Below are 22,796 nucleotides of genomic sequence, written 5' to 3' on the forward strand. Positions count from 1 at the left end.
CAAAGCAGATAGAGAATCTTGCGAGAAAGCAGTATCATGAGTCGCAAGTTCTCTGTCCATGGTGACAAGAGCGTTTGTATATTTAATCAGTGACGGATTTTAGATTTTTCAATCTATTTACCCAGGCAAAATATTCGAGGCGAATGTGTCATCTTTAACAGACGTACATGTAAATGCATTAACCCAAGCGCAACACCGTATCCAGCAGGATTTATTGACTGCATTAGACGCATTTTCCCTTCCGGAGCCGCTGAAAGGTGCAGTGCATCATGCCGTCATGCTTGGGGGTAAACGGGTACGTCCGGCACTGTGTTATGCAACTGCTGCTTTAAAACCGAATGCAAATTTTGCTGCAGTTCGCCGTGCGGCAGTGGCGATTGAAATGATTCACTGCTATTCACTGGCGCATGATGATTTGCCCTGTATGGATAATGATTTGTTGCGTCGTGGCCAACCCACCTGTCATGTGGCTTTTGGGGAAGATACGGCATTGCTGGCGGGGGATATCTTGCAGTCAATGGCCTTTGAAATTTTGGGCAGCCGCCTGTTTGATCGGGGACCTGCAGTTGATTCATCGATTATTTTAAAACAGATGCAAATTCTGGCGACCGCCAGTTCAAAAATGGTGTGTGGTCAGGTGCTGGATTTACAGGCTGAAGGCAAGCATGTCGATCAGACGGCTTTGGAAAATATTCATCGCAATAAAACCGGTGCCCTGATTTCTGCGGCAGTGATGATGGCAGCCGTGACCGTGTTTGAAGGCACAGATCCTGCCATTCCTAAATTGCGTGAATATGCGCAATCCATTGGACTGGCTTTTCAGGTGCAGGATGACATTCTGGATATTATTTCCGATACCGAAGTGCTGGGGAAAACTGCCGGTAAAGATCAGCAAGTAGATAAATCGACTTATCCTGCACTCATGGGGCTGGACAAAGCTCAGGCCTATGCCCAAGAGCTGCATGATCAGGCCTTTCAAGCCTTAGCTTTCTTTGGCGAAGATGCTGCTGAACTCAATCAGATTTCACAATTTTTATTGTCACGTAAAAGCTAATTTAATGTGAATCTAAACAATGAATTAAAAAATTGAATTAAAAAAAGAGGACGATATGTCCTCTTTTTTATGCTCTAAAGATTATTTAGATTTGTTATACAAACGCTGACCTTCATCGAAACGTGCAGTGACTTCTTCTGTAGGTGCTTTACCCATTAAGCTGACCACTACAATCGCAATCATTGAACAAATGAAGCCCGGAATAATTTCATAGACTCCGGCAGGAATAAAACCAAGGCCCGTTTCCCCGATCGTATTTTTCCAGAGTACGACCATAATTGCACCCACCAGCATACCAGCCAGAGCACCATTCAAGGTCATACGGCGCCAGAACAAGGAAAGAATGATCAGTGGACCAAAGGCCGCACCAAAACCTGCCCAGGCATAAGCAACCAAACCAAGCACTTTGGATTCAGGATTTCCGGCCATCCAGATTGCAAGCAGGGCAATCATTAACACCATTAAGCGACCAATCCAAACCAGTTCGGTTTGCGTGGCATTCTTACGCAAGAATGATTTGTAGAAATCTTCAGTTAAGGTACTTGAACATACCAATAACTGACAGCTTAAGGTACTCATCACTGCCGCCAAAATCGCAGCCAGAACAATACCGGCAACCCATGGATTAAACAGAATTTTAGTTAGTTCCATAAATACGGTTTCTGGATTGGCTGTGACGGCACCTGCAAGTTCCGGATGCTGCTGGAAGTAGGCAATACCAAAGAAACCTGCCGCAACTGCACCACCTAGACATAAAGTCATCCATGCCATACCAATACGGCGTGCATTGGGAATCGATTTGACCGAATCTGCTGCCATGAAACGAACCAGAATATGCGGTTGTCCAAAGTAGCCCAAGCCCCATGCCAGCAATGACATAATCGCCACAAAGCTTAAATCACCAATGACATTCATGGCTTGCGGACGTGCAGCTTCAAGTGCCAGGGTCATTTGCGACAGATCCGAGAAACTCAAAATAGTCACAATTGGAGTAAGCAACAGGGCGAAAATCATCAGAGTCGCTTGTATGGTGTCGGTCCAGCTCACGGCCAGAAAACCACCAATAAATACATAGCTGATGGTGGCAATCGCACTGATCCAAAGCGCCGTGCTATAAGACATGTCAAACATGTTTTCAAACAGACGCGCGCCTGCAACCATGCCTGAAGCACAGTAAATAGCAAAGAAAATCAAAATGATGAAAGCAGAGGTAACACGCAAGATTTTCTTTTGGTCGTTAAAACGGTTAGAAAAATAATCCGGCAAGGTTAAGGCATTGTGCTGAACTTCGGTGTGTACGCGTAAACGTCCGGCAACCAGTAGCCAGTTGAGCCAGGCACCAATAATCAGGCCAATGGCAATCCACATTTCAGATAAGCCTGAAAGATAGATTGCACCGGGAAGTCCCATCAGCAACCAGCCACTCATATCTGAAGCACCGGCAGAGAGCGCTGTGACGAAACTACCTAAACGACGACCCCCCAAAATGTAATCAGAGAAGTTGGCGGTTGCGCGATAAGCCATCAGGCCAATCGCGATCATGGCGACAATATAAAAAAGAAAGGTAATTAGGGTCGGATTTAGGGAGCTCATACGGTATCCAGTTACAAGGTGGACAGTAGATCGAAACACAGGCTTTTAGGAGAGAAGCACAAATAATTTCAAAAAATAACGCGAAATTTAACCATAGATTAAAAAAAATTGCTGATATTTTTCCAGCACGCAAAAAAATAGACAGCCAGTGCTGTCTATTTTTTAATAAAGAACAGGTGTTTATGGATTACGACCCATCACCCCACGAATGGTGCTGAGAATATCCGCAGGTAATACCACAGTTTTGGCATTCGGCGATTTAGACATGTCTTGCATGGCTTTGACATATTGTTCACCCAGCAAGTAAGCCACAGGAATTTCTTTATCCCCGACAGCTGAAGTGACCATTTCGATGGCACGTTGTGAGGATTCAGCCAACACCACTTGTGCTTCGGCATCACGACGTGAAGCTTCCAGACGGCCATCGGCTTCTAAAATGGCGGCCTGTTTTTCACCATCTGCCTTGGTGACTGTTGCACGGCGCTGACGCTCGGCAGCCGCCTGAGCTTCCATGGCTGCCTGCATGGTCGATGACGGTTGAATATCCTGAATTTCAACGGTCTTTAGGGTAATGCCCCAGTCAGAGATATCATCGGAAATGGCAGCTTTTAGTTTAGCCTTAATGTGATCACGTGAAGATAATGCATCATCCAGATCCATTTCACCGACAATAGAACGCAGTGAGGTTTGCACCAGATTTTGAATGGCCCAGGTATAGTTTTCAATACCGTAAACGGCTTTTTCCGGCGTGGTGATATTGATATAGGCCACGGCATTCATCAGCAGTACCGCATTGTCACGGGTAATCACTTCCTGAGAGGGAATATCCAGCACAATATCTTTGGTGGTGACTTTATAAGCCACTTCATCAATATAAGGAATGACAAAACTGAGTCCCGGTCCCAGTGTAGTATGGTATTTACCCAGACGTTGCACGATCCATTTATAACCCTGCGGGACGATACGTACCCCTTTAAAAATGGTCACGCCGGCAAAAACCAGCAGCGCTAAAACAATAATCGTTCCACCAGACATGTTATTTCCTCACTTTATATATTTTCGTTATTTGGATTGTGGGGTTTCACCACAAGATCATTACCCGAAATTTCGATTACGCGTACCCGATCACCCACTTTTACCGGTGACAATGAACGGCAGTTCCATTCATCTGAACCTAAAACCGGCATCGGAAAACGCACGGTAATCAAGTCATGTTGCATATGGATTTGAATGACCATGCCGACTTGACCAATGGTGGCTTCACGCGATAAACCTGCTTTGGTTTTATCGATGGAAAGCGGTTTAATAAATTTAAACCACAGCAAAGTACACAGAATGGACAAGATAATCCAGGTGACCAGTTGGGTGGTAAGCCCCATCATCGGGAACATCCAGTATAAAACGCCCACCATGATGGCTGCGATGCCAAACCACAGTGCAGCGAAAGCGGGGATGACTAATTCAGAAAGAATGAGCAACACACCCAATACAAACCAATGCCAAGGTTCGAAAGCAAATTCCATACATCTACTCGTGTATTGTAAAAATGAATAGAGACCATTTCAGCCTCTATATCAATTTAGCAGATGAATAAGTCTTTGAATATTAAAAAAGCATAATTTTTAAATTCTGGATTTTGGCGCAGGTTTAAAAGCGGCGGCGGACTTTTTAAAATCGCTAATCGCCTTATCGATGGCAATGATTTTCAGCTGGGCTGCTTTCTCACCTTCCAGAATAGACTGATTGCTGGCTTTTAAATCCAGGGTGCCCAAATGCCCAACTTTAGGCTGGATCACCACATTGGCCTGACCCAGTTCTTCATTGATGCTTTGCTGTCCCATAATATTGATGGTCTGATCCAGCAGTCCCCACATATTTAGCGGTTTAGAGCCTTCGGGGCGCGCAGAAATGTCCACGGCAATCACAATATCTGCGCCCATGGCTTTGGCTGTTTTTACTGGAATCGGGCTGACCAGACCACCATCCACATATTGTTTTCCGCCAATAGTGGCCGGCACAAATACATTGGGAATACTGCATGAAGCACGCACGGCCTGACCGGCATTGCCTTTAATAAATTCCGCTTTAAGCCCGGTGTCCAGACGGGTCGCGACAGCCGCAAAGCGAATTGGAAACTGTTCAATCGGTTTATTGGCAATGTGTTTATTGACATAGTTCTGCAATTTTTGCCCCTGTACAATGCCTTGGCTGTTCAGGGTGAGGTCACGGATGTCCGATTCTTTCAGTGTTAGGGCAATTTGTTGCAGTTGATATGGCGTTTTGCCACTGGCATAGATACTGCCCACGAAGCTGCCGGCACTGGTGCCCGTGACAATTTTCGGTTTAATGCCATGCGATTCCAAAACTTTCAGTACCCCAATATGGGCAAATCCTTTGGCACCGCCACCGCCTAAAGCGATGGCAATCACAGGCTCACGGGCTTTAACAACAGTGGTTTGAGGAGGGGTTTTAGTCGCTTTATCGCAGCCAACTAGGCTAAATGCAAGTAGACCCATTAAAGAATATTGCACAAATTTCATATTTGCGATTGGATACCAAATAGACAAAAGTGCGCACATGACAGCAGATTATTGCTATTTTGACTAGCTATTTTTTATACGATTTTGTAAAGGTTTGGCTAGCCATTCTGGATTTTTGGGAGAAAATTTGCCGGTATATTGATTCAGAATCTGTTCCAGATCTTGTTCATAATTTCCAGTCGGGTAGAACACGCCCAGGCAGTGAATGGCCTTGTTTTTGTAATCCAGTGAAAACATCACAATCGGGATGTGGGCACCGACTGCAATGCGGTAAAAACCACTTCTAAACGATTCAGCTTGTTTGCGTGTTCCTTCCGGTGCCATACCGACCCAGATCTGATCTTGCGTATCAATAAAGTCGATAATTTGCTGAGTTGTACCTTGTTGAATACTGCGATTGACCGGAATCACCCCAATCCATTCCAGCAAGGGTTTAAGCGGTGTGTTAAATAAGGTGTGTTTGCCAAATACCGTAATCTTGATACCCAGCCCCAGCAATGCGCTAAAACCATGCCAAGCATCTATATTGGACGTATGCGGAGAAATAATGGCCACTGCTTTAGGCAGGTTGGGAAATTCACCATCAAAACTCCAGCCTTGGGCTAGAAATATCTTTTTGAAAATATTTCGGCTTAAATTTCCGCTACGGGCAGGAACTTGAGCAGGCAATGTAGGAAAATGTTTGATCATGGCCGTTGATTGAACTTCCTGACAAAATTTTATAGGCTTTAAAATATGCTAAGCTTTTGTAAAATAAGATGCATTGGCAAAAAGTAAACATCTATTTAGCTGACTTGAGCAGAATGATCAATCTGCCTGCAGTTTCACGATACGACTCTAAAGATAAAATTTTAAGAGTATGATTTTAAATGAATAACTTTATATGAATAATTTGAAAGGCATGAGACTCAGGGAACAGTATGCCGACTTTACCTAAGCTCTATATTTTATTGTTTTCTTTATATTGGGCCCAGGGTTTGCCGGTAGGCTTTATGACCCATGCTTTGCCAGTGATTTTACGTGCCCAGGGGGTATCGCTGGCCCATATTGGCGGTTTTGGATTATTGATGTTGCCCTGGTCGATTAAAATTTTCTGGGCCCCTTGGGTCGACCGTTTCGGTCATGCAGCATTTGGACATTACCGTAGCTGGATTGTACCCACTCAATTACTCAGTGTCGCAGTGTTGCTTGGTCTATCTTTTCTCCCTATACAGGCTTTAAACCAACCTGAATATTTACTGGCTTTTTTTGTGGCTTTACTCAGCATGAATCTGGTGGGCGCCACCCAAGATATTGCAACCGATGGTTTGGCCGTTAATCTGCTGCATCACGCACAGCAGCATTGGGGCAACACTTTTCAGGTCATTGGCTCAAGGCTGGGTTTTATTGTCGGTGGGGGAGCCATTCTGTGGGCACTGGACTGGCTGGATTGGCAAAGCACTTTTTTAATTTTGGCGGCACTGGTACTGCTTAATACACTGCCCATTCTGTTTTTTAAAGAACCGCATAGGCCGAAGCATACGCCGTCCATGACTGAAGCAGAAAGCTTTAGCTGGCAGAAAGTAAAAAATTATCTGGCTTATTTTTATCAAACTCCGAATCTTGCTGCATGGCTGGCAGTCCTGATCACGTTTAAGATTGCCGATGGCTTATCCGGTCCTTTACTGAAACCCTTAATGGTCGATTTAGGTTTGAGTTTTTCGCAAATTGGCATTTATGTGACCATGCTCGGTGCCGTGGCGGCATTAGCCGGAGCAGGGCTGGCCGGTTTTAGCCTCAAGTTTCTTTCCCGTGCTCAAGCACTGCTGGTCTTTTCCATATTCAAGATTTTGAGTCTGGCGGCATATACCTGGCTGGCTTTTCAATATGAGGCTCAACGGCATATTGAAGCCTGGATCATCTATTTAATTAATGCTGCTGAAGACATGGTTTCTGCCATGTTGCTGGTGGTCATGCTGACCTTGGTGATGCAATACAGCCGTAAACATCTGGCTGGTACAGATTTCACTTTTCAGGTTTCGCTGATGGCAACCGTAAGTGGCGGATTGTATAGCTTAAGCGGAATTTTTGCCGATATGCTGGGCTATGCCGATTATTTGCTGGCCATTAATATCATTGCGATTTTGTCTATTGTTTTTATCTTGCGCTGGATCAGCTATATAACAAAACGGCCATCCTCCGCCGTTTAATTGTCTGACAAGCTAAAGTACTAAAAAATATATATAAATATAAAATTAATCATTTTGTAATACAAGATACAGTTGTAACATTTGTTACAAGATAATTTAGGAATCTTAATAAATGAAAACCAAAATTGCAGCAGCGATTGCTTTAAGTGTGTTAGCGGGATCAACTTTTGCAGCGCCAACTTTTTATGGGGAAATTGATGCAAGTATCGACTACTTGCCAGAAGATAATGCATCGCCTGTTTCTGATCGTGACGTAGTTGAAGTCAGTTCAAACAGCTCATTTCTAGGTTTAAAGGGTGAAGAAAAACTTAACGATCGTTTAAGTGCAGTCTATGCGATTGAATGGGCATTTAACGCAGATGGTGAAGGTACGGATTGGTCGCAACGTAACCGTTTTGTCGGTTTAAAAGATGCGCAATTGGGTACTTTAAAAGTGGGTGCACATGACACTCCACTGAAACAGCTTTCAAGCCCAGTTGATACATTCAATAACTATGTAGCAAACAAAGCTGATGTGACAGGTATCATGACAGGTGAAACGCGTGTTTCGAATGCCGTTATCTATGAATCTCCAGCAATTGCCTTGCCTACAGGTGCAATTAAAGTCAATGCTTTATTGGCTTCTGGTGAAGCTTCAGGCGTTGCAAAAGGCAATGGCGCATCTAAAACTGCCGGTCGTGGCTTAGGTGATGCATGGTCTGCATCTGTAGTATATGACAGCCCAGTGGTTGTGGCAGGTATTGCTTATGACAAAGCAATTCCAAGTACTTTTGCTGGCCGCGGTTTTTTAAATGCAGCTACACCTGAAGTAACTGCTGGGGCTGCCGGAACTGCTTTTGCTGCTGCAAATACACTTCGTGCCATTGGTCGTGTAAATTTGGATGGTGGTTTGGCACTTAAAGCGCTTTATCAAACTTCTGAAGTTGAAGATGCAGCAGGCAATGAGCTATTAGCAGCAGATATCGATGACTCACAAGGCTGGTTAGTCGGTGCGGAATATAACCTTCCAGCTGCAAAAGCCTGGACGGTAAAAGCACAATATAGCCAAAATACCACCAGCTTCAAATCAGCAAAATCAGATTTTGATGCACAGCAAATTTTTGTGGGTGCAGACTATGCATTTAACAAACAAGTGAAAGCTTATGGTTATGCAGGTTATTTAACCCTTGAACAAGGTGATTTGGAAACTAAACAACCGGTTGTCGGTACAGGCTTAGAATACAAATTCTAATGAGTCAGATCTGACTGTTTCCCAAAAGGCGATGTTTACATCGCCTTTTTTATGACTTTATTTTATTAAGTGAGTTTTAAGTTTGGCATTTTAGATTAAGGCATCAGTAAAAAGATTAGCCAACAGCCATGTCCAATATCATCAGTCCAATACGCAATAAGATAAAGCCGATTTCATTAAGCCAGTTTAATTTATTGCTGGCGATTTGGCTGGGTGCGATTTTAAATTTTACTTTTTTTCAAAAAATACAAAGCCTAACACCATACCAAGGTGCAAAGGCGTATCTATTTTTAATAGCCACTGTATTGGTGCTTGTTGCAGCTTATAACTTTATTTTTCAGCTGTTTAATTGGAAATGGACAGTAAAGCCGATTACGGTTGCGCTGTTATTTATCGGTGGTTTTGCTTCTTATGCCGTGACTTCTTTGGGCGTGTTAATTACCCCAGATCAAATTCAAAATTTGATGCAAACGAATGTCTCTGAAGCACGCGATACTTGGTCATTGAATTTAGTGCTGTGGACCTTGGGGATGATCGTACTGCCCATTATTGTGGCTTTAATGATAAAAATTAAACCTGAACCTATCGTTCGTCAACTCTGGAAAAAAACCCTGGCTTCTGTGCTTTCCTTGGCTATAGTTGGTGGGCTGTTATTTGTTTTTTATATTGATTTTGCCGCGATCTTTCGTGAGCATCGAGATTTAAAAAGTATGATTTCACCACAAAACATGATTTCATCATTCGCTTCATATTATAAAAAGAAAACACCGGAACAAAATTTACCTTTAGTTGTTTATGGTGAAGATGCTCATTTAACTCAGCCAGTCAGTACGTCGCATAAACCTAAGTTAATGGTGCTGGTGGTGGGAGAAACCGCTCGTGCCGAAAGTTTTTCTTTAAATGGCTATGCTAAAAATACCAATCCGGAACTATCTAAACTGGATATTGTCAATTTTAGCAATGTCAGCTCATGTGGTACGGCAACAGCAGTTTCAGTGCCTTGTATGTTCTCGGGCATGCCGCGTAAAGATTATGATGACCAGCTTGCCAGCCATCGTGAAGGATTGCTGGATATTGCTAAACGAGCTGGCTACAAGGTGACTTGGATTGATAATAATTCCGGCTGTAAAGGCACCTGTAACCGAGTTGAACAGTATCAAATTCCACAAAGCATTAAAGAGAAATGGTGTGCAGGTGGTGAGGAATGTCATGATGAAATTTTGGTAGACAGCCTAAAAGCTTATCTTGCTGCGATTCCTGAAACAGACAAAACACCGCGTTTAATTGTATTGCATCAAATGGGCAGTCATGGACCGGCTTATTTTCAGCGTTCAACTGCTGCATACCAGCCATTTAAACCAAGCTGTAATACCAATGCCATTCAGGGCTGTAGCAGTACAGAATTATTGAATAGTTATGATAATTCCATTGTGTATACCGACCATGTATTAAGCTCGATTATTCAAGTATTAAAAGATAATGCCAGTTATCAAAGCGGATTCTGGTATTTGTCCGATCATGGTGAATCGACAGGTGAGAGTGGTATGTATTTACATGGCGCACCTTATGCCATTGCACCTACACAGCAGACCCATATTCCTATGCTGATGTGGTTCTCAGCTGAGTGGCGTCAACAAAATTCTGCGCAAATTGCTTGCTTAGCTCAGCAAAAAAGCCAAGAATTGAGTCAGGATAATTTATTTCCAAGCCTGCTGGGTCTGCTCGATGTTCAAAGCCAGACCATGGATGAGCAATATAATATGTTGCAGCAATGCCAATCAAAAAAGAAACTATGAGTTTAACGCATGACTAAAATATTAATGATTGAAGATGATTTTATGATTGCTGAATCCAGCATGACTTTGTTGAAATATCAACAAATGGATGTGGAATGGGTCAATAATGGTATTGATGGTTTAAAAAGGCTGACACAAGAAAAATTCGATATTGTTTTACTCGATCTTGGCTTACCGATGATGGATGGTATGCAGGTGTTGAAAAATATTCGCCAGCAATGGCCAACTTTGCCGGTACTGATTATCTCTGCCCGTGATCAGTTGCAAAACCGGGTCGATGGCTTGAATCATGGTGCAGATGATTATTTAATCAAGCCTTATGAGTTTGACGAGCTGTTGGCACGCATTCATGCTTTATTACGCCGTAGCGGTGCAGAAACAAGCCAAGATAGCTCAAAAACCTTGGCTTATGGTGATTTGGTACTGGATGTTGAGCAGCACATTGCCAAGTTTCAGGGACAGTATATAGACTTGTCCAATCGTGAATGGGCCATTTTAATTCCTTTGGTTAGCCATCCGAACAAGATTTTTTCTAAAGCCAATTTAGAAGATAAGTTATATGATCTGGACAGTGAGATAAACAGCAATACCATTGAGGTTTATGTCCACCATTTACGCGCCAAACTCGGCAAAGATTTTATTCGGACCATTCGCGGGTTGGGCTATCGACTGGGGCAATTATAAGGTTAATCATTGGTGCAACCACAGTATTCATTAAAAAAACGTCTGATTATCTATATTTCAATTTTCAGTATTGCTTTTGGTTGTCTGCTGGTGTTTTCGGCTTACCGGATTGCGCTGGAAGAAATAAATGAAATTTTAGATGCACAGATGCAAAATCTGGCAGAACGCGTCGCGCTACATGATCCTGAACCGATTCAAAGCCAAATTGATCAGTCCAGGCATTATCAGGAAGAAGATTTATTTGTCGATGTCTGGTCTTATGCGAATCAGGATCATAAAACCCATGCCTTAAACCTGCTGGTTCAGCCAGTGAAAAAAGCCGGATTTTATACCCATAAAACCGCACAGGGCATTTGGCATACCTATGTCTTGCCTTTAAAAGACAGACAGATTCAAGTCAGTCAGCAGCAATCTGCCAGAGAGCATTTGGCTTTAGAGCTGGCAGGCAGCATGTTTCTGCCTTATCTGCTGTTTATGTCTGTGGTGATTTTGGGGTTGAGCTGGATTATCAGTCGTAGTTTGCAGCCCTTAGATGACTTTAAGGCAGAATTGGCACGCCGTGATTCAGATGAGTTAACGGCTATTCAAATGAATGATTATCCGGTAGAAATTGTTCCAACCATTGTTGAAATGAATCATCTGTTTGACCGTATTTCACAGTCACAACAGGAGCAGCGTCAGTTTATTGCCGATGCTGCACATGAGCTGCGCACACCCATCACGGCCTTGAATTTACAGATCCAGATTTTGTTAAAACAGTCTCCTGAAGATCAGGATTTACAGAATTTAAGTCAGGGCTTAATCCGTATTCAGCATCTGGTCAGCCAGTTACTCAATCTGGCTAAACAGGATGCCTCGATCATGGAGCTTGAAACCAAACAGCAATTTTTGCTCAATCAGGTTGCGGTGAATTGCGTAGAACAACTCATTCATTTAGCCATGCAAAAAGAAATTGATTTGGGGATGGAGCGCCAGGAAGAGCTATTGCTGCACAGTCAGCAATCGGCGGTACATTCTATTATTTTTAACCTGATTGATAACGCGATTAAATACACCCCCCATCAAGGGGTCATTAATGTATCTGTGTTTAAACAGGCCGGCTTTGCCATGATACAAGTTGAGGATAGTGGCCCGGGAATTGAGCCAGAGATGTATGAAAACATTCTTAAGCGCTTTTACCGGATTCACCATCATCTGGAAATTGGCAGTGGTTTGGGCTTGTCTATTGTAGACAAAGCCACTGAGCGTTTGGGTGGCAGCCTGTCTTTTTCCAAGAGTGCCAGTCTGGGCGGTTTACAGGTGAATGTGCAATTGCCGTTGTAACAGGCTTTGGCCTTCGGTTTAAAAGGGATGTTGCACGGAAGTCGGTTTGAATTTTTTATAATTGAACAGATAAAAGCCGACATTCACCAGCCAGATCACCCAGGCAGTCCACAAGTTATGGCTAAGGAAATGTGCGCCGCGCATCATCTGTGCCCAGCCCATGGCAAAACCTAAAATCAGGCCAGTCACCAGATAAAAATAGGCACGTTTTTTATCGGACTGTCTAAAAACAAAATATCCGGTCATCAGTGCAAAGCCGGTAGCAGCATGACCGCCCGGGAAACAGTGACCCTTGGTGGCAGAAAAATCCCATAAGAAACCTTGAGGGGTGGGAATAGTAATATTCCATGGGCAGGCGTGAGCCGATTGTGATTTTAATAGCCCGATAATTGAGGTCGACAGGATAACCAGCCAAAAGAAATAGCCATAGCTCCAACCTAATGGTTTGAATTTTTCAAGCTTGAATGAGGCGAGCCAGAGCATACAGAAAATGACATAGACCAAAATAATCAAATCTTTAACATAGCGGTGATTCAGCTCGGCTAAATACCAGTTGTCACGGAGCAAGAATTTCCCCGATTCACTCACCCAGGGATGAATCAGTGCCAGATCCAGAGAGCCACCAATAGGGAAGCCCACCAAAAGTACACAGAAACTGATAATGAGGAAGCAGCCCTGATAGAGCATGAAGCGTTGCTTATCGTGCATAGTCAAGATGAATGAATTTAAGTGCTCCGATTACAGCAATAAAAACTTAACTGAGACTTAAGTAATGCTTGAAGCTGAGTTAATTTTTAAATAGAGCAGGAAACGATGCCCCATTTTGCATGCAATACTGATAAGCATATCGAAGAAAGCGCATAATGCAATCAAGCTTCGGTGCTACATTAGCGGCAAGATTTGTATAGGTATTCAAATGACTATTCGTGCTGTTTTATTCGATCTGGACAATACTTTAACGCATCGTGATCAAAGTATTCTGGCTTATAGTCAATCTCTGGCACAAAGGTATCAGCATCAATTACAGGCTGAGCAAATCACGCAAATTCAGGCCATTATCCGCCGCATCGATAACGGAGGATATCCAAAAAAAGAATTATTGACCCATCCCAGTATTGCTGCTTCTGTGGCTGATGCCTTACTGCAAGAATTAAAATGGCACAGTTTGCCCGAGCTGGATGAGCTGACCCAATTCTGGTTTCAACAATTTGGATTATCGGCAGTGGCCATGCAAGGTGCCAATCAACTGCTCAGCGAATTAAAACAGCAAGACTATAAACTGGCAGTGGTTTCTAATGGGGGTCATGCTACCCGTTTAACCATTTTACAAGGTTTGGGCTTTAGCCATTATTTTGATGAAATTGTCAGTTCGGAACTGGTCGGCATCAGTAAACCGAATCCGGAAATTTTTCTGTATACCAGTCAAAAGTTAGACATTGCGCCAGAGCATTGCCTTTTTATTGGTGATCATCCTGTTAACGATATACAGGGCGCAACTTGTGCAGGAATGAATGCCTTATGGCTACAAGGTTTTCATGATTCGGAGGTATCTCAGGAGATCGCACGCATTCAAAGTCTGGCGGAAATTAAGCAGTTTTTATAATATTGATGATGTTCAATATTAGATTTTCTAAATCCCCACAGCCTCACATTTAAGTGATTTCATTTTGATACCTTTGTGTAGGCAATGTCTCTACTTTTGAAAGGTCAAAATGAGGATCTCAAAATATATTTTGAGTCCGCAAGAAAAACCTTTTGTTTCTCATACACGACATCCTGAGCCAGTTTTAAGCACTGCTTTAAAATGCAGTGCAAGGGATGAGAAACGTTGTGGCATTCATGCCACACTCATGAATCAAATACCTACTAAAATCAATTTTAACTTTGCATTACGAACAATTTGTAGTCATTGAAAATGATTTATGAAAGAAGTCTATTGAATAAGGGAAAACTGTTTTAAACAGTTAAATCTAAGAAATAAAAAAGCGACCCTTTCGAGTCGCGCTGAAAATCTTGATTCAGTTTAAACAGTCAAGTATTAAAAAATGGTTTCTTCTGAATTGGCAGAAATTTTATGAATCGATAAATCGGCACCACGGAATTCTTCTTCTTGTGATAAACGAATACCCATGATGGCTTTCAGTGAACCGTAAACTATAAAGCCGCCAGCAAGTGCAACAGAGATTGCAAGCAAGGTGCCGATGATTTGGGAAATCATGGAAACACCACCCAAACCGCCTAACCATTGTTGTCCAAAAATCCCCACAGCCAAGCCACCGAAAGTGCCGCACACGCCGTGTAAAGGCCATACACCAAGTACATCATCTACTTTAAGTTTGTTTTGGGTATAGGTGAAAAGTTTGACAAAAATGATACCGGCAATGGCACCAATAATCAGTGCACCTACCGGGTGAACCACATCCGAACCTGCACAGATCGCTACCAGACCGGCTAAAGGACCGTTGTGCAAGAAGCCCGGGTCATTTTTACCCATGATATTGGCTGAAATGGTACCGCCAACCATGGCCATGAGTGAGTTAATGGCCACCAGTCCGGAAATCACATCCAGACGTTGTGCACTCATCACGTTAAAACCAAACCAGCCGACAATTAAAATCCAGGAGCCGAGGGCAAGAAAAGGAATGGAAGAAGGCGGATGTGCACTTACACGACCATCTTTTTTATAACGTCCATAACGTGCGCCAAGTAAAATCACCGCGACCAGCGCAATCCAGCCGCCCATGGCATGTACAACCACAGAACCGGCAAAGTCATGGAAACTGGCACCAAATGTTTTGCCTAACCATGCTTGTAATCCCAAATTGCCATTCCAGGCAATTCCTTCAAAAAACGGGTAGACCAAGGCAACCAGCAATAAGGTAGCAATGGCTTGTGAACGCATTTTGGCACGTTCAGCAATACCGCCAGAAATAATGGCAGGAATGGCAGCTGCAAAAGTAAGCAGGAAGAAACAGCGCATCAGGTTATAGCCATGATCTGCGGCTAGCGTGGCACCGATGTGAAAAAAATGTTGCCCATATGCAATGTAATAGCCCACAAAAAAATAGGCGATGGCAGAAATGGAGAAATCTGTCAGGATTTTACTCAATGCATTGACCTGGTTTTTATGACGTACTGTCCCCAGTTCCAAAAATGCAAAACCTGCATGCATGGCTAGAACTAAAATCGCACCAAGAAGGAGAAAGAGTAAATCAATATTTTGCATTTCATGGCTCCATTTTAGTGCTTAAAATCACAAAAAGAAATTCAGTATAACCATGTGATTATTTTCGTGAAGATGTTCGGAACGGGGAAATTTTGATTAAACCGCCTCAAAAACTCATAAGACTCGATATAAAGCAAAGAGTTATTGAAAGTATATTTTGTGCGCCATAATGGTGCAATAATTTTAAATATAAATTATAAATAAATATATGATAATTTAGGGGAATTTAAGGTTTTAAAAGAAGTGGCTTTTATTGAGCTTTTATGGCACTGAATAGTGGCAATATTCTTAAGCGAAGATGTTAAAAAATAATTTAAACAATATTCAGTAAAAATGCCTGCTGATAAAGCAAGTTTAGATGATTTTATCATCAATTATAGTGCATAAAAAAATCGGATTCAGATTTTAGCCAGAGATAAAGAATTTGGAATGAAGATAAAGAACGGAAATATTGAACATCCAATTTTGATGAATAATCACTCAATTCTAGATACAAATAGCCTAAACAATTGGTAGTTTTGGTTTTGATCTCAAAATAGCAAGCCGACAAGATAAGTGCTCATTTTATATTGTATTTTAAGGATTAGCCTATGAAACGGAGTATGGTTACTTGCCTGGCACTGTTCGGAATTCATTCTACTTTCGCAGCCGAAGGTACAGTTTTTGATTGGGGGTATGCAGCACAGTCAGCTGCACAGTGGAGCAAGATCAAACCAGAATATCAGGCCTGCGAGGGCTTGAACCAATCACCAATTAATATTGATCAAACCATAGCTGCTGAACTGCCAGCCTTAAAATTCAATTACAGTTCCAAGGCTGAAACCATCATCAATAATAATCGTACGGTACAGGTTAATTTTCATGAAGGAAGTTCGCTAGCACTGGATCAACAAAGCTTTCAGTTAAAACAGTTCCATTTACATAGCCCAAGTGAAAATACCATTCAGGGGAAAAGCTATGCCATGGAAATGCATTTGGTGCATGCCAATGCACAAGGGGAGTTGGCAGTAGTCGCGGTGATGTTTGAACAGGGACAGGAAAACAAAAAACTAAAAAAATTATGGCAAGAATTGCCGAAAAAAGCCGGTGGTGCTGTTCAGTTAAAACACCAAGACATTGCTGCCGCATTCTTACCTGAGCCTTTAGACTATTACCGTTTTAATGGTTCATTAACCACGCCACCTTGTTCTGAAGGGGTGCGCTGGATTGTACTGAAAGACATTCAGCAGGCATCAAAACAGCAGATACAGGCCTTTTCGAGTTTAATGGAGCATCCGAATAACCGCCCGGTACAGGCCACCAATGCACGTTTGGTTCTAGAGTAACCCAACAAAAAAGCAGATCATCCGATCTGCTTTTTATTAATCTTTCATAATTAAATCTTGCAGGATTAATGCAAAATCTTATTCAGGAACTGCTGTGCACGTTCACCACGCTGGGTATTAAAAAATTCATCTTTGGTACAGTGTTCGACAATTTTACCTTGGTCCATAAAAATGACCCGATTAGCCACCTGACGGGCGAAGCCCATCTCATGGGTTACGCACATCATGGTCATGCCTTCTTTGGCCAGCTCCACCATCACATCCAGCACTTCATTGATCATTTCCGGATCCAGTGCCGAAGTCGGTTCATCAAACAGCATCGCAATCGGGTCCATGCTCAAGGCACGGGCAATGGCTACACGTTGCTGCTGTCCTCCTGAAAGTTGTGCCGGAAACTTGCTGGCATGGGCACTCAGTCCAACACGATCCAGATAGGCCAAGCCTTTTTTCTTGGCTTCTGCTTCAGATCGACCCAGCACTTTAATCTGGGCAATGGTCAGGTTTTCGGTAATGCTCAAATGCGGGAACAGCTCAAAATGCTGGAACACCATACCCACACGGCTGCGCAGTCTGGTCAGGTCAGTTTTTGGATCCTTGATGGAAATTCCATCAACAATAATATTGCCTTGCTGGAAAGGTTCCAGACCGTTCACAGTTTTGATCAGGGTAGACTTGCCCGAACCGGAAGGCCCACAGACCACCACCACTTCACCTTGATGAATCTGGGTGGTGCAGTCAGTCAGTACCTGAAAATCTTTGTACCATTTGCTGACATTCTGGAGGTCAATCATCACTTTACCATCAGTCATACAGTTAACTTCCTTTGTAATTTTTTAACGGCATAGGTCGCGATCATACTCACGGTAAAGTACACCAAACCTGCAAATAAAATATATTGGGTCAATAACGACATCAGGTCGCCACGTACGTAATTTGTTCTGAAAAAGTCCAGCAAACCAATGGCATAAACCATGGTTGAATCCTGAAACAGGATAATGGTTTGCTGTAACAGTAGCGGCGTCATTTTACGGAACGCTTGCGGCAAAATAATCAGCCGCATCGACTGGCCATAGCTCATACCTAAGGCATATGCGGCTGCGGTTTGCCCTTTGGGAATGGACTGAATTCCAGCCCGGACAATTTCCGAAAAGTAAGCCGCTTCAAACAGCATAAAGGCCACGATACTCGACACCAGTGCCGTATCAATGGTCAGGTAATTCCCCGTGACTGCGGTATAGATAAACGGCACCGCAAAATAGAACCACATCAGCACCAATAACAAGGGAATTGAACGGAACAGATTGACATAGCCTTGCGCAAATAAATTCAGCACCTTAAAGGAAGACAGGCGCATCAAGGCCAGCAGGGTACCAATCAAAATGCCCCCAATCGTGGCGCTGATGACTACTTTTAGGGTAATGCTCAGACCATGCCACAAGGCTGGAGCAGAGAGTTGTAAGTCATTTAAAAATGCAGTGAGCCATTCCATTATTTATCTCCTGCAATCAGACCGGGAACACGTAAGCGTTTTTCCAGCATATTCATTGCCTGAATTAAACAGAAGTTAATCACAATAAAGATGATGGTCACATAGGTATAAATTTCGATGGTGTTCTGGGTGTATTCACTGATGGTTTTCATCTGGGAAATAATTTCTGCCACGCCCACCAATGAAGCGATAGAGGTATTTTTAACACAGTTGGTCAACTCGGAACTGAGTGGAGGCAAAATCATCCGGAAAGATTGTGGCAAAATCACATAACGGTAAAGCTGAGCGGTACTAAAGCCCATGGCATAACCGGCATTGACTTGGCCGACAGGTAAAGCTTCGATGCCGGTACGCACCTGTTCACAGACCCGTGCGGCGGTAAATAGCCCCAAGCCGACACTGGCTGAAATCAGTGCTGTGGTATTGGCACCCAGATCATTCATCCACCATAATTTGATGGGGGTGGGTAAAAAGTTGGGAACTACATAGAACCAGATAAACAATTGAATGAGCAGAGGGACATTACGAAATAGCGTCACATAAGCAGTGCCTATACCGCGTGCGGTTGGACTGGGCAAGGTGCGCATGATGCCCAGAATACTGCCCAAAATCAGGGCAATGCTCCAAGCCACCACGGCAATGACCAGCAGCCAGCCGAGACCGGTCACAATCCAGTTCCAATATGTCGTGTCGCCCACTCCGGTGGGCTGAAATAAGACTCCCCAGTTCCAACTATAATTCATAGTAACTCCTGAGTAGCATCAGGCAAAAAATCCTTTTTTTCGCCTGATGGATAAAGTTGTTGTTCTAATGCTTATTGGTCACGATCATGCGGGTTGCTGATTAAAGCCTTCAACTGATCGGACATCTGGAAGTTCAGATTGATATTTTTTGGTGGAATCGGTTGCTGGAACCATTTCTCATACATCTTGTTGATTTCACCAGAGCTATAGGTGGCCTTAATGGCATCATCTACCACCTGTTTAAAGCCAGTATCGCCTTTACGCAGCATACAGCCATAAACTTCATGAATTGGTGCAGTTCCAACAATTACCCATTTATTCGGATCAGCCGCCTTGGATTTTTCACCGGCCAGCAGGATGTCATCCATCATAAATGCAGCGGCACGACCATTTTGTAGCATCAGGAAAGATTCCGCATGGTCTTTACTAGAAATAATTTCACCAATACCCCATTCTTGCTGATGCTGACGGATATAACGCTCCGAAGTGGTACCCGCCGTGGTCACCAGTTTTTTACCTTTTAAGTCGGCAAAATCTTTGATGCCGGAATCTTTAGCGGTAAGCAGGCGAGAACCCACTTCAAAGAAACCGACCGAGAAATCGACTTGTTGCTGGCGTTCTTTGTTGTTGGTGGTAGAACCACATTCCAGATCAACCGTACCGTTTGACACCAGAGGAATGCGGTTTTGACTGGTCACCAGATTATAACGAATTTTTAAATCCGGCATATTCAGTTTCTGCTTCACGGCATCTACAACTTTTAACTGTAAATCGTGTGCATAGCCCACCGGCTGATTCGGGTTGTCGGCAATATAGGAGAATGGAATAGAGGAATCGCGGTATCCCAGCACAATCGTGCCTGATTTTTTAATCTTGTCGAGTGTACCTGAAGCGGTTGCATCATTTGTACCAGCGGCTTTTTCACTTGTAGCTGGAGCTTTATTGTCACTACAAGCACTCAAGCCAAGCATGAGCGCGCTTGCACAAAGTAAGGAAGTAATACTGCGTTTATGGGTCATATATAAAACTCCTTTTTATATCATTATCATCAAGTGCCAAGTTGCCCACAGAAAGCCACTTATTTTTTTATGCAAAAGATGTTTTATTTTGTCTATATAAGTACATCAGTTTTCATCTTAAGCGAGTTTTGAAGGATTGCTCAAGCAAATTTTTTTACCGTTTTGTTACCAATAAATGACTATGAAATAAATGTTTTTTTTGGCCAAAGCCTCATAACACAAAGCCTTAACTACAGCAGGAAACATGCCAGCTGGAATATGAGTTTTACGGCTTCGACTAAAGTTCTACTCGCTAAATTTGAATAAAAGATAAAAAACCTAAGATCGTTCCGGATTATCTGAGCATCTGTTCCTTGATAGCCTTGGCCCAGCGGCAACAGCCACAGCGTGGGCAGGACTGCTCGGGCTGGTCAGGATGATCGACATAGCCACAGTACATGCAGGCATAATGAGTGTTGGATTCTATCTGGGTAACTTTCTGATATTGCTTGGGAAACAGCGGTAAACCGTAACGGATGTCTTCAGGGCGAAACAGCAGGATACTAAATTTACCATCGCTTTCGAGCAGCCCGGCACTCACCTGGCCCAGATGCTCAATGCCTTGCTGGCGCATTTCGGCAAAGAACTCGTCGTGTGACATTTTCCCGCGCTTGATTTTCTCCAGTACCAATACACCATCTTCTACAATGTATAGCGACTTGCCTTCCAGTAAATCTTCAAAGGGTTGGTATTTCATCATCAGCCAGGTGGTCAGGCGGTACATCATGATGATGACGCTCATGATCAGCAGTGCCTGAATTAAGGGCAAGTCTTCGGTAAACATCGGGTCACCGGCAATCGAGCCGAGGGACAAAATAATGGCCAGTTCAAACACCGAAAGCTGCCGTACACCACGTTTACCGGTCAGACGTAAAAACAGAATAATCATGATAAACATACACACACAGCGCACCACAATTTCAGCGGCAAATTCCCAGTTGGTGTCGTGTATGAAAATACTGGCCCAATCCATGTGTATGATTCCTTATCTCTGCTTCATTGATCATTCTTTTATAATATGCACCAGTAGAGCAGAAGGTATGTTTATAGTTCGGTAAAGAACTGCAATTATTTTAGTGACTTAGTTAATGCAAATAAAAAACGGCTTTAGAATGGAAAATGAGCAGTTTCACACAAGTCAGCACGGTTCACTTTGGTAAGCCCGCTATGGCATTGCTTCTGCTGATCGAGTTCAGGATGTAAGGATCACTTCGCGCAAATCAGGTATAATTTTCTTTTTGCTTTGACTAGAGCCATGTCTTTCAATTTAAAAACCACGGTTCAACCCGATGCCGAGCTTTCGCCGCAGCAGAGAAAGCTGAACCGGCTGATTGATAAAATTGAACAGCAGCAGCTTGAACTGAAGCAGTGGCAGCAGGCGCAGGAACAGATTCAGCAATATACCCGTCAGACTTTGATGCCTGTTTATCATGAGCTACATACGGTACTGTTTCAGCAACTGGAACAGCTATGGAAGCATTTGCATGAGGCAGAATTTTCCAAGGCAGAAGCGACGCAGCTGGATGTCAAAATCCAGTATCTTGCGGCTTACTTAAAGGATTCTCAATCTTTATCAGGGCAACAAGCCCAGATCGTTGAGGACATTTATAATTACTATCAACAGCATATTGAATACACTCAAGCCAGAAAAAATAAAAAGCAAAGCGTAGAGGATATAAAGCTGTTCTTTGCTGATGACGATGCTTCGGATCAGATGGCCTCTGACGATTTTGAAGAATGGGATACCGAGCAGTACAGCCAAGTTCGCGAGCAAGCCAAGCTTAAACGCCAGCAGGAAAAACTGGAGCAAGCGTCAAAGCTGGCTGAGCAGTCGTTGAAAACAGTGTACTTAAAAATTGCTGCCACTATTCACCCCGATCGTGAACCGGATGAAGCTAAAAAAGTAGAAAAGACTGAGTTGTTGCAACGGGCGAATGAGGCCTATGCAGCGCAGGATTTATTTTATCTGCTGAAATTGCAAATCCAGATTGAGCAGAATCGGGGCGGCTCATCAAAAAGTTTAAGTGCCGAGCAGATGAAGTTTTATCAACTGGCTTTAGATATGCAAAGCCAAAAGTTGGATGATCAAATAGACGAAATTATTCAATTGCTGAGCTGGAATAGAAAAACATGGACAGGCAAAGTAAAAATTACAGATTTATATAAGCAGGTGGATGCTGATACTTCAGCGCTGAAAAAGCAGCTAAAAGGGGAGAAAGAACGGTTAAAGTATATGAGGAAGGTAAGTGGGGTAGAGATGTTGATGGGGAATAATGTGCTTCGATGCTTTTCTCCCTCTCCCTATGGGAGAGGTTCGGGGTGAGGTGATCCTAGACAGTATCGTGGACAATCGGTCCCTCTAAATTCTTAAAATAATTCTGTTCAAAAGCTTCTGGACTTAACCAGCCATTTGCAGAATGCCGTCTAATTCGATTGTAGTAAATCTCAATATATTCAAACAAGACAGCATTGGCTTCTTTTCGGGTAGTAAACACACTCCCGTGTACCACATGACCTTTCAATGTATGAAAGAAGCTTTCCGTCA

General features: G+C 43.1%; 22 protein-coding genes. 9 read left to right on the forward strand and 13 right to left on the reverse strand.

All coding sequences use genetic code 11. From position 1 onward, the window contains the following. The first annotated feature begins 145 nt into the window (after positions 1-145). Entirely contained in the window at positions 146-1,054 is a 909-nt protein-coding gene (locus tag B9T26_RS14475) for a polyprenyl synthetase family protein (RefSeq protein ID WP_086200360.1), read from the forward strand. Positions 1,055-1,135: 81 nt separating this feature from the next. Here B9T26_RS14475 and putP read toward each other — a convergent pair whose 3' ends face one another. From putP to B9T26_RS14500, 5 genes are all read right to left on the reverse strand, one after another. Next, the gene (gene putP / locus B9T26_RS14480) at positions 1,136-2,647 is read right to left on the reverse strand and encodes a sodium/proline symporter PutP (protein WP_086200361.1); all 1,512 of its coding nucleotides are present in this window, start codon (positions 2,645-2,647) and stop codon (positions 1,136-1,138) included. Positions 2,648-2,827: 180 nt separating this feature from the next. Then, positions 2,828-3,682: an SPFH domain-containing protein gene (locus tag B9T26_RS14485; RefSeq protein ID WP_086200362.1), complete on the reverse strand. Its 855-nt coding sequence runs from the start codon at positions 3,680-3,682 to the stop codon at positions 2,828-2,830. Between the two features lie 14 nt (positions 3,683-3,696). Continuing rightward, positions 3,697-4,170, reverse strand: a complete 474-nt coding sequence (locus B9T26_RS14490) for an NfeD family protein (RefSeq protein WP_086200363.1) — start codon at positions 4,168-4,170, stop codon at positions 3,697-3,699. Between the two features lie 99 nt (positions 4,171-4,269). Then, positions 4,270-5,187 (reverse strand): patatin-like phospholipase family protein, encoded by a 918-nt coding sequence (locus B9T26_RS14495; protein WP_086200364.1) that lies wholly within the window; start codon positions 5,185-5,187, stop codon positions 4,270-4,272. 63 nt (positions 5,188-5,250) lie between these two features. Beyond that, complete coding sequence (locus B9T26_RS14500) at positions 5,251-5,877, reverse strand: 1-acyl-sn-glycerol-3-phosphate acyltransferase (RefSeq protein ID WP_086200365.1); 627 nt, start codon at positions 5,875-5,877, stop codon at positions 5,251-5,253. A gap of 230 nt (positions 5,878-6,107) precedes the next feature. Here B9T26_RS14500 and B9T26_RS14505 point away from each other — a divergent pair, with 230 nt between their 5' ends. The 5 genes from B9T26_RS14505 (at position 6,108) to B9T26_RS14525 (ending at position 12,410) form a co-directional block, all read left to right on the forward strand. Then, on the forward strand, positions 6,108-7,376 hold the full coding sequence (locus B9T26_RS14505; protein WP_086200366.1) for an MFS transporter: 1,269 nt from the start codon (positions 6,108-6,110) through the stop codon (positions 7,374-7,376). Positions 7,377-7,488: 112 nt separating this feature from the next. Further along, on the forward strand, positions 7,489-8,607 hold the full coding sequence (locus B9T26_RS14510) for a porin (RefSeq protein ID WP_086200367.1): 1,119 nt from the start codon (positions 7,489-7,491) through the stop codon (positions 8,605-8,607). 128 nt (positions 8,608-8,735) lie between these two features. Next, positions 8,736-10,403, forward strand: a complete 1,668-nt coding sequence (locus B9T26_RS14515) for a phosphoethanolamine transferase (RefSeq protein ID WP_086200368.1) — start codon at positions 8,736-8,738, stop codon at positions 10,401-10,403. 9 nt (positions 10,404-10,412) lie between these two features. Beyond that, positions 10,413-11,087: a response regulator transcription factor gene (locus tag B9T26_RS14520; RefSeq protein WP_086200369.1), complete on the forward strand. Its 675-nt coding sequence runs from the start codon at positions 10,413-10,415 to the stop codon at positions 11,085-11,087. 12 nt (positions 11,088-11,099) lie between these two features. Beyond that, entirely contained in the window at positions 11,100-12,410 is a 1,311-nt protein-coding gene (locus B9T26_RS14525) for a sensor histidine kinase (RefSeq protein WP_086200370.1), read from the forward strand. Between the two features lie 18 nt (positions 12,411-12,428). Here the strand turns inward: B9T26_RS14525 and B9T26_RS14530 are convergent, their stop codons facing one another. Beyond that, positions 12,429-13,118, reverse strand: a complete 690-nt coding sequence (locus B9T26_RS14530) for a phosphatase PAP2 family protein (RefSeq protein ID WP_086200371.1) — start codon at positions 13,116-13,118, stop codon at positions 12,429-12,431. A gap of 208 nt (positions 13,119-13,326) precedes the next feature. Here B9T26_RS14530 and B9T26_RS14535 point away from each other — a divergent pair, with 208 nt between their 5' ends. After that, entirely contained in the window at positions 13,327-14,013 is a 687-nt protein-coding gene (locus B9T26_RS14535; RefSeq protein WP_086200372.1) for an HAD family hydrolase, read from the forward strand. A gap of 435 nt (positions 14,014-14,448) precedes the next feature. Here B9T26_RS14535 and B9T26_RS14540 read toward each other — a convergent pair whose 3' ends face one another. Further along, complete coding sequence (locus B9T26_RS14540) at positions 14,449-15,636, reverse strand: ammonium transporter (RefSeq protein WP_086200373.1); 1,188 nt, start codon at positions 15,634-15,636, stop codon at positions 14,449-14,451. A gap of 590 nt (positions 15,637-16,226) precedes the next feature. Between B9T26_RS14540 and B9T26_RS14545 the strand changes: the two genes are divergently transcribed. Next, positions 16,227-16,961, forward strand: a complete 735-nt coding sequence (locus tag B9T26_RS14545) for a carbonic anhydrase (RefSeq protein ID WP_086200374.1) — start codon at positions 16,227-16,229, stop codon at positions 16,959-16,961. A gap of 65 nt (positions 16,962-17,026) precedes the next feature. On the opposite strand, the gene B9T26_RS14550 is transcribed toward B9T26_RS14545, so the two are convergent. The 5 genes from B9T26_RS14550 to B9T26_RS14570 all read right to left on the reverse strand — a co-directional run bounded on the left by B9T26_RS14550 (position 17,027) and on the right by B9T26_RS14570 (position 21,224). Continuing rightward, positions 17,027-17,752 (reverse strand): amino acid ABC transporter ATP-binding protein, encoded by a 726-nt coding sequence (locus B9T26_RS14550; protein WP_171263018.1) that lies wholly within the window; start codon positions 17,750-17,752, stop codon positions 17,027-17,029. Between the two features lie 14 nt (positions 17,753-17,766). Continuing rightward, complete coding sequence (locus B9T26_RS14555; RefSeq protein WP_086200376.1) at positions 17,767-18,450, reverse strand: ABC transporter permease subunit; 684 nt, start codon at positions 18,448-18,450, stop codon at positions 17,767-17,769. Further along, positions 18,450-19,193: an amino acid ABC transporter permease gene (locus B9T26_RS14560; RefSeq protein ID WP_086200377.1), complete on the reverse strand. Its 744-nt coding sequence runs from the start codon at positions 19,191-19,193 to the stop codon at positions 18,450-18,452. Before B9T26_RS14560 ends, B9T26_RS14555 begins: the two co-directional genes overlap by 1 nt. 71 nt (positions 19,194-19,264) lie before the next feature. Beyond that, complete coding sequence (locus B9T26_RS14565; protein ID WP_086200378.1) at positions 19,265-20,212, reverse strand: transporter substrate-binding domain-containing protein; 948 nt, start codon at positions 20,210-20,212, stop codon at positions 19,265-19,267. Positions 20,213-20,546: 334 nt separating this feature from the next. Next, complete coding sequence (locus tag B9T26_RS14570; RefSeq protein ID WP_086200379.1) at positions 20,547-21,224, reverse strand: YetF domain-containing protein; 678 nt, start codon at positions 21,222-21,224, stop codon at positions 20,547-20,549. A 282-nt stretch (positions 21,225-21,506) separates the two neighbouring features. Here B9T26_RS14570 and B9T26_RS14575 point away from each other — a divergent pair, with 282 nt between their 5' ends. Further along, the gene (locus tag B9T26_RS14575) at positions 21,507-22,574 is read left to right on the forward strand and encodes a molecular chaperone DnaJ (RefSeq protein WP_086200380.1); all 1,068 of its coding nucleotides are present in this window, start codon (positions 21,507-21,509) and stop codon (positions 22,572-22,574) included. Positions 22,575-22,581: 7 nt separating this feature from the next. On the opposite strand, the gene B9T26_RS14580 is transcribed toward B9T26_RS14575, so the two are convergent. Further along, on the reverse strand, positions 22,582-22,796 hold a 215-nt coding region (locus tag B9T26_RS14580), incomplete at its 5' end, for an IS3 family transposase (protein WP_143223032.1).

This window comes from Acinetobacter sp. ANC 4169 (assembly GCF_002135355.1).
Classification (GTDB): domain Bacteria; phylum Pseudomonadota; class Gammaproteobacteria; order Pseudomonadales; family Moraxellaceae; genus Acinetobacter.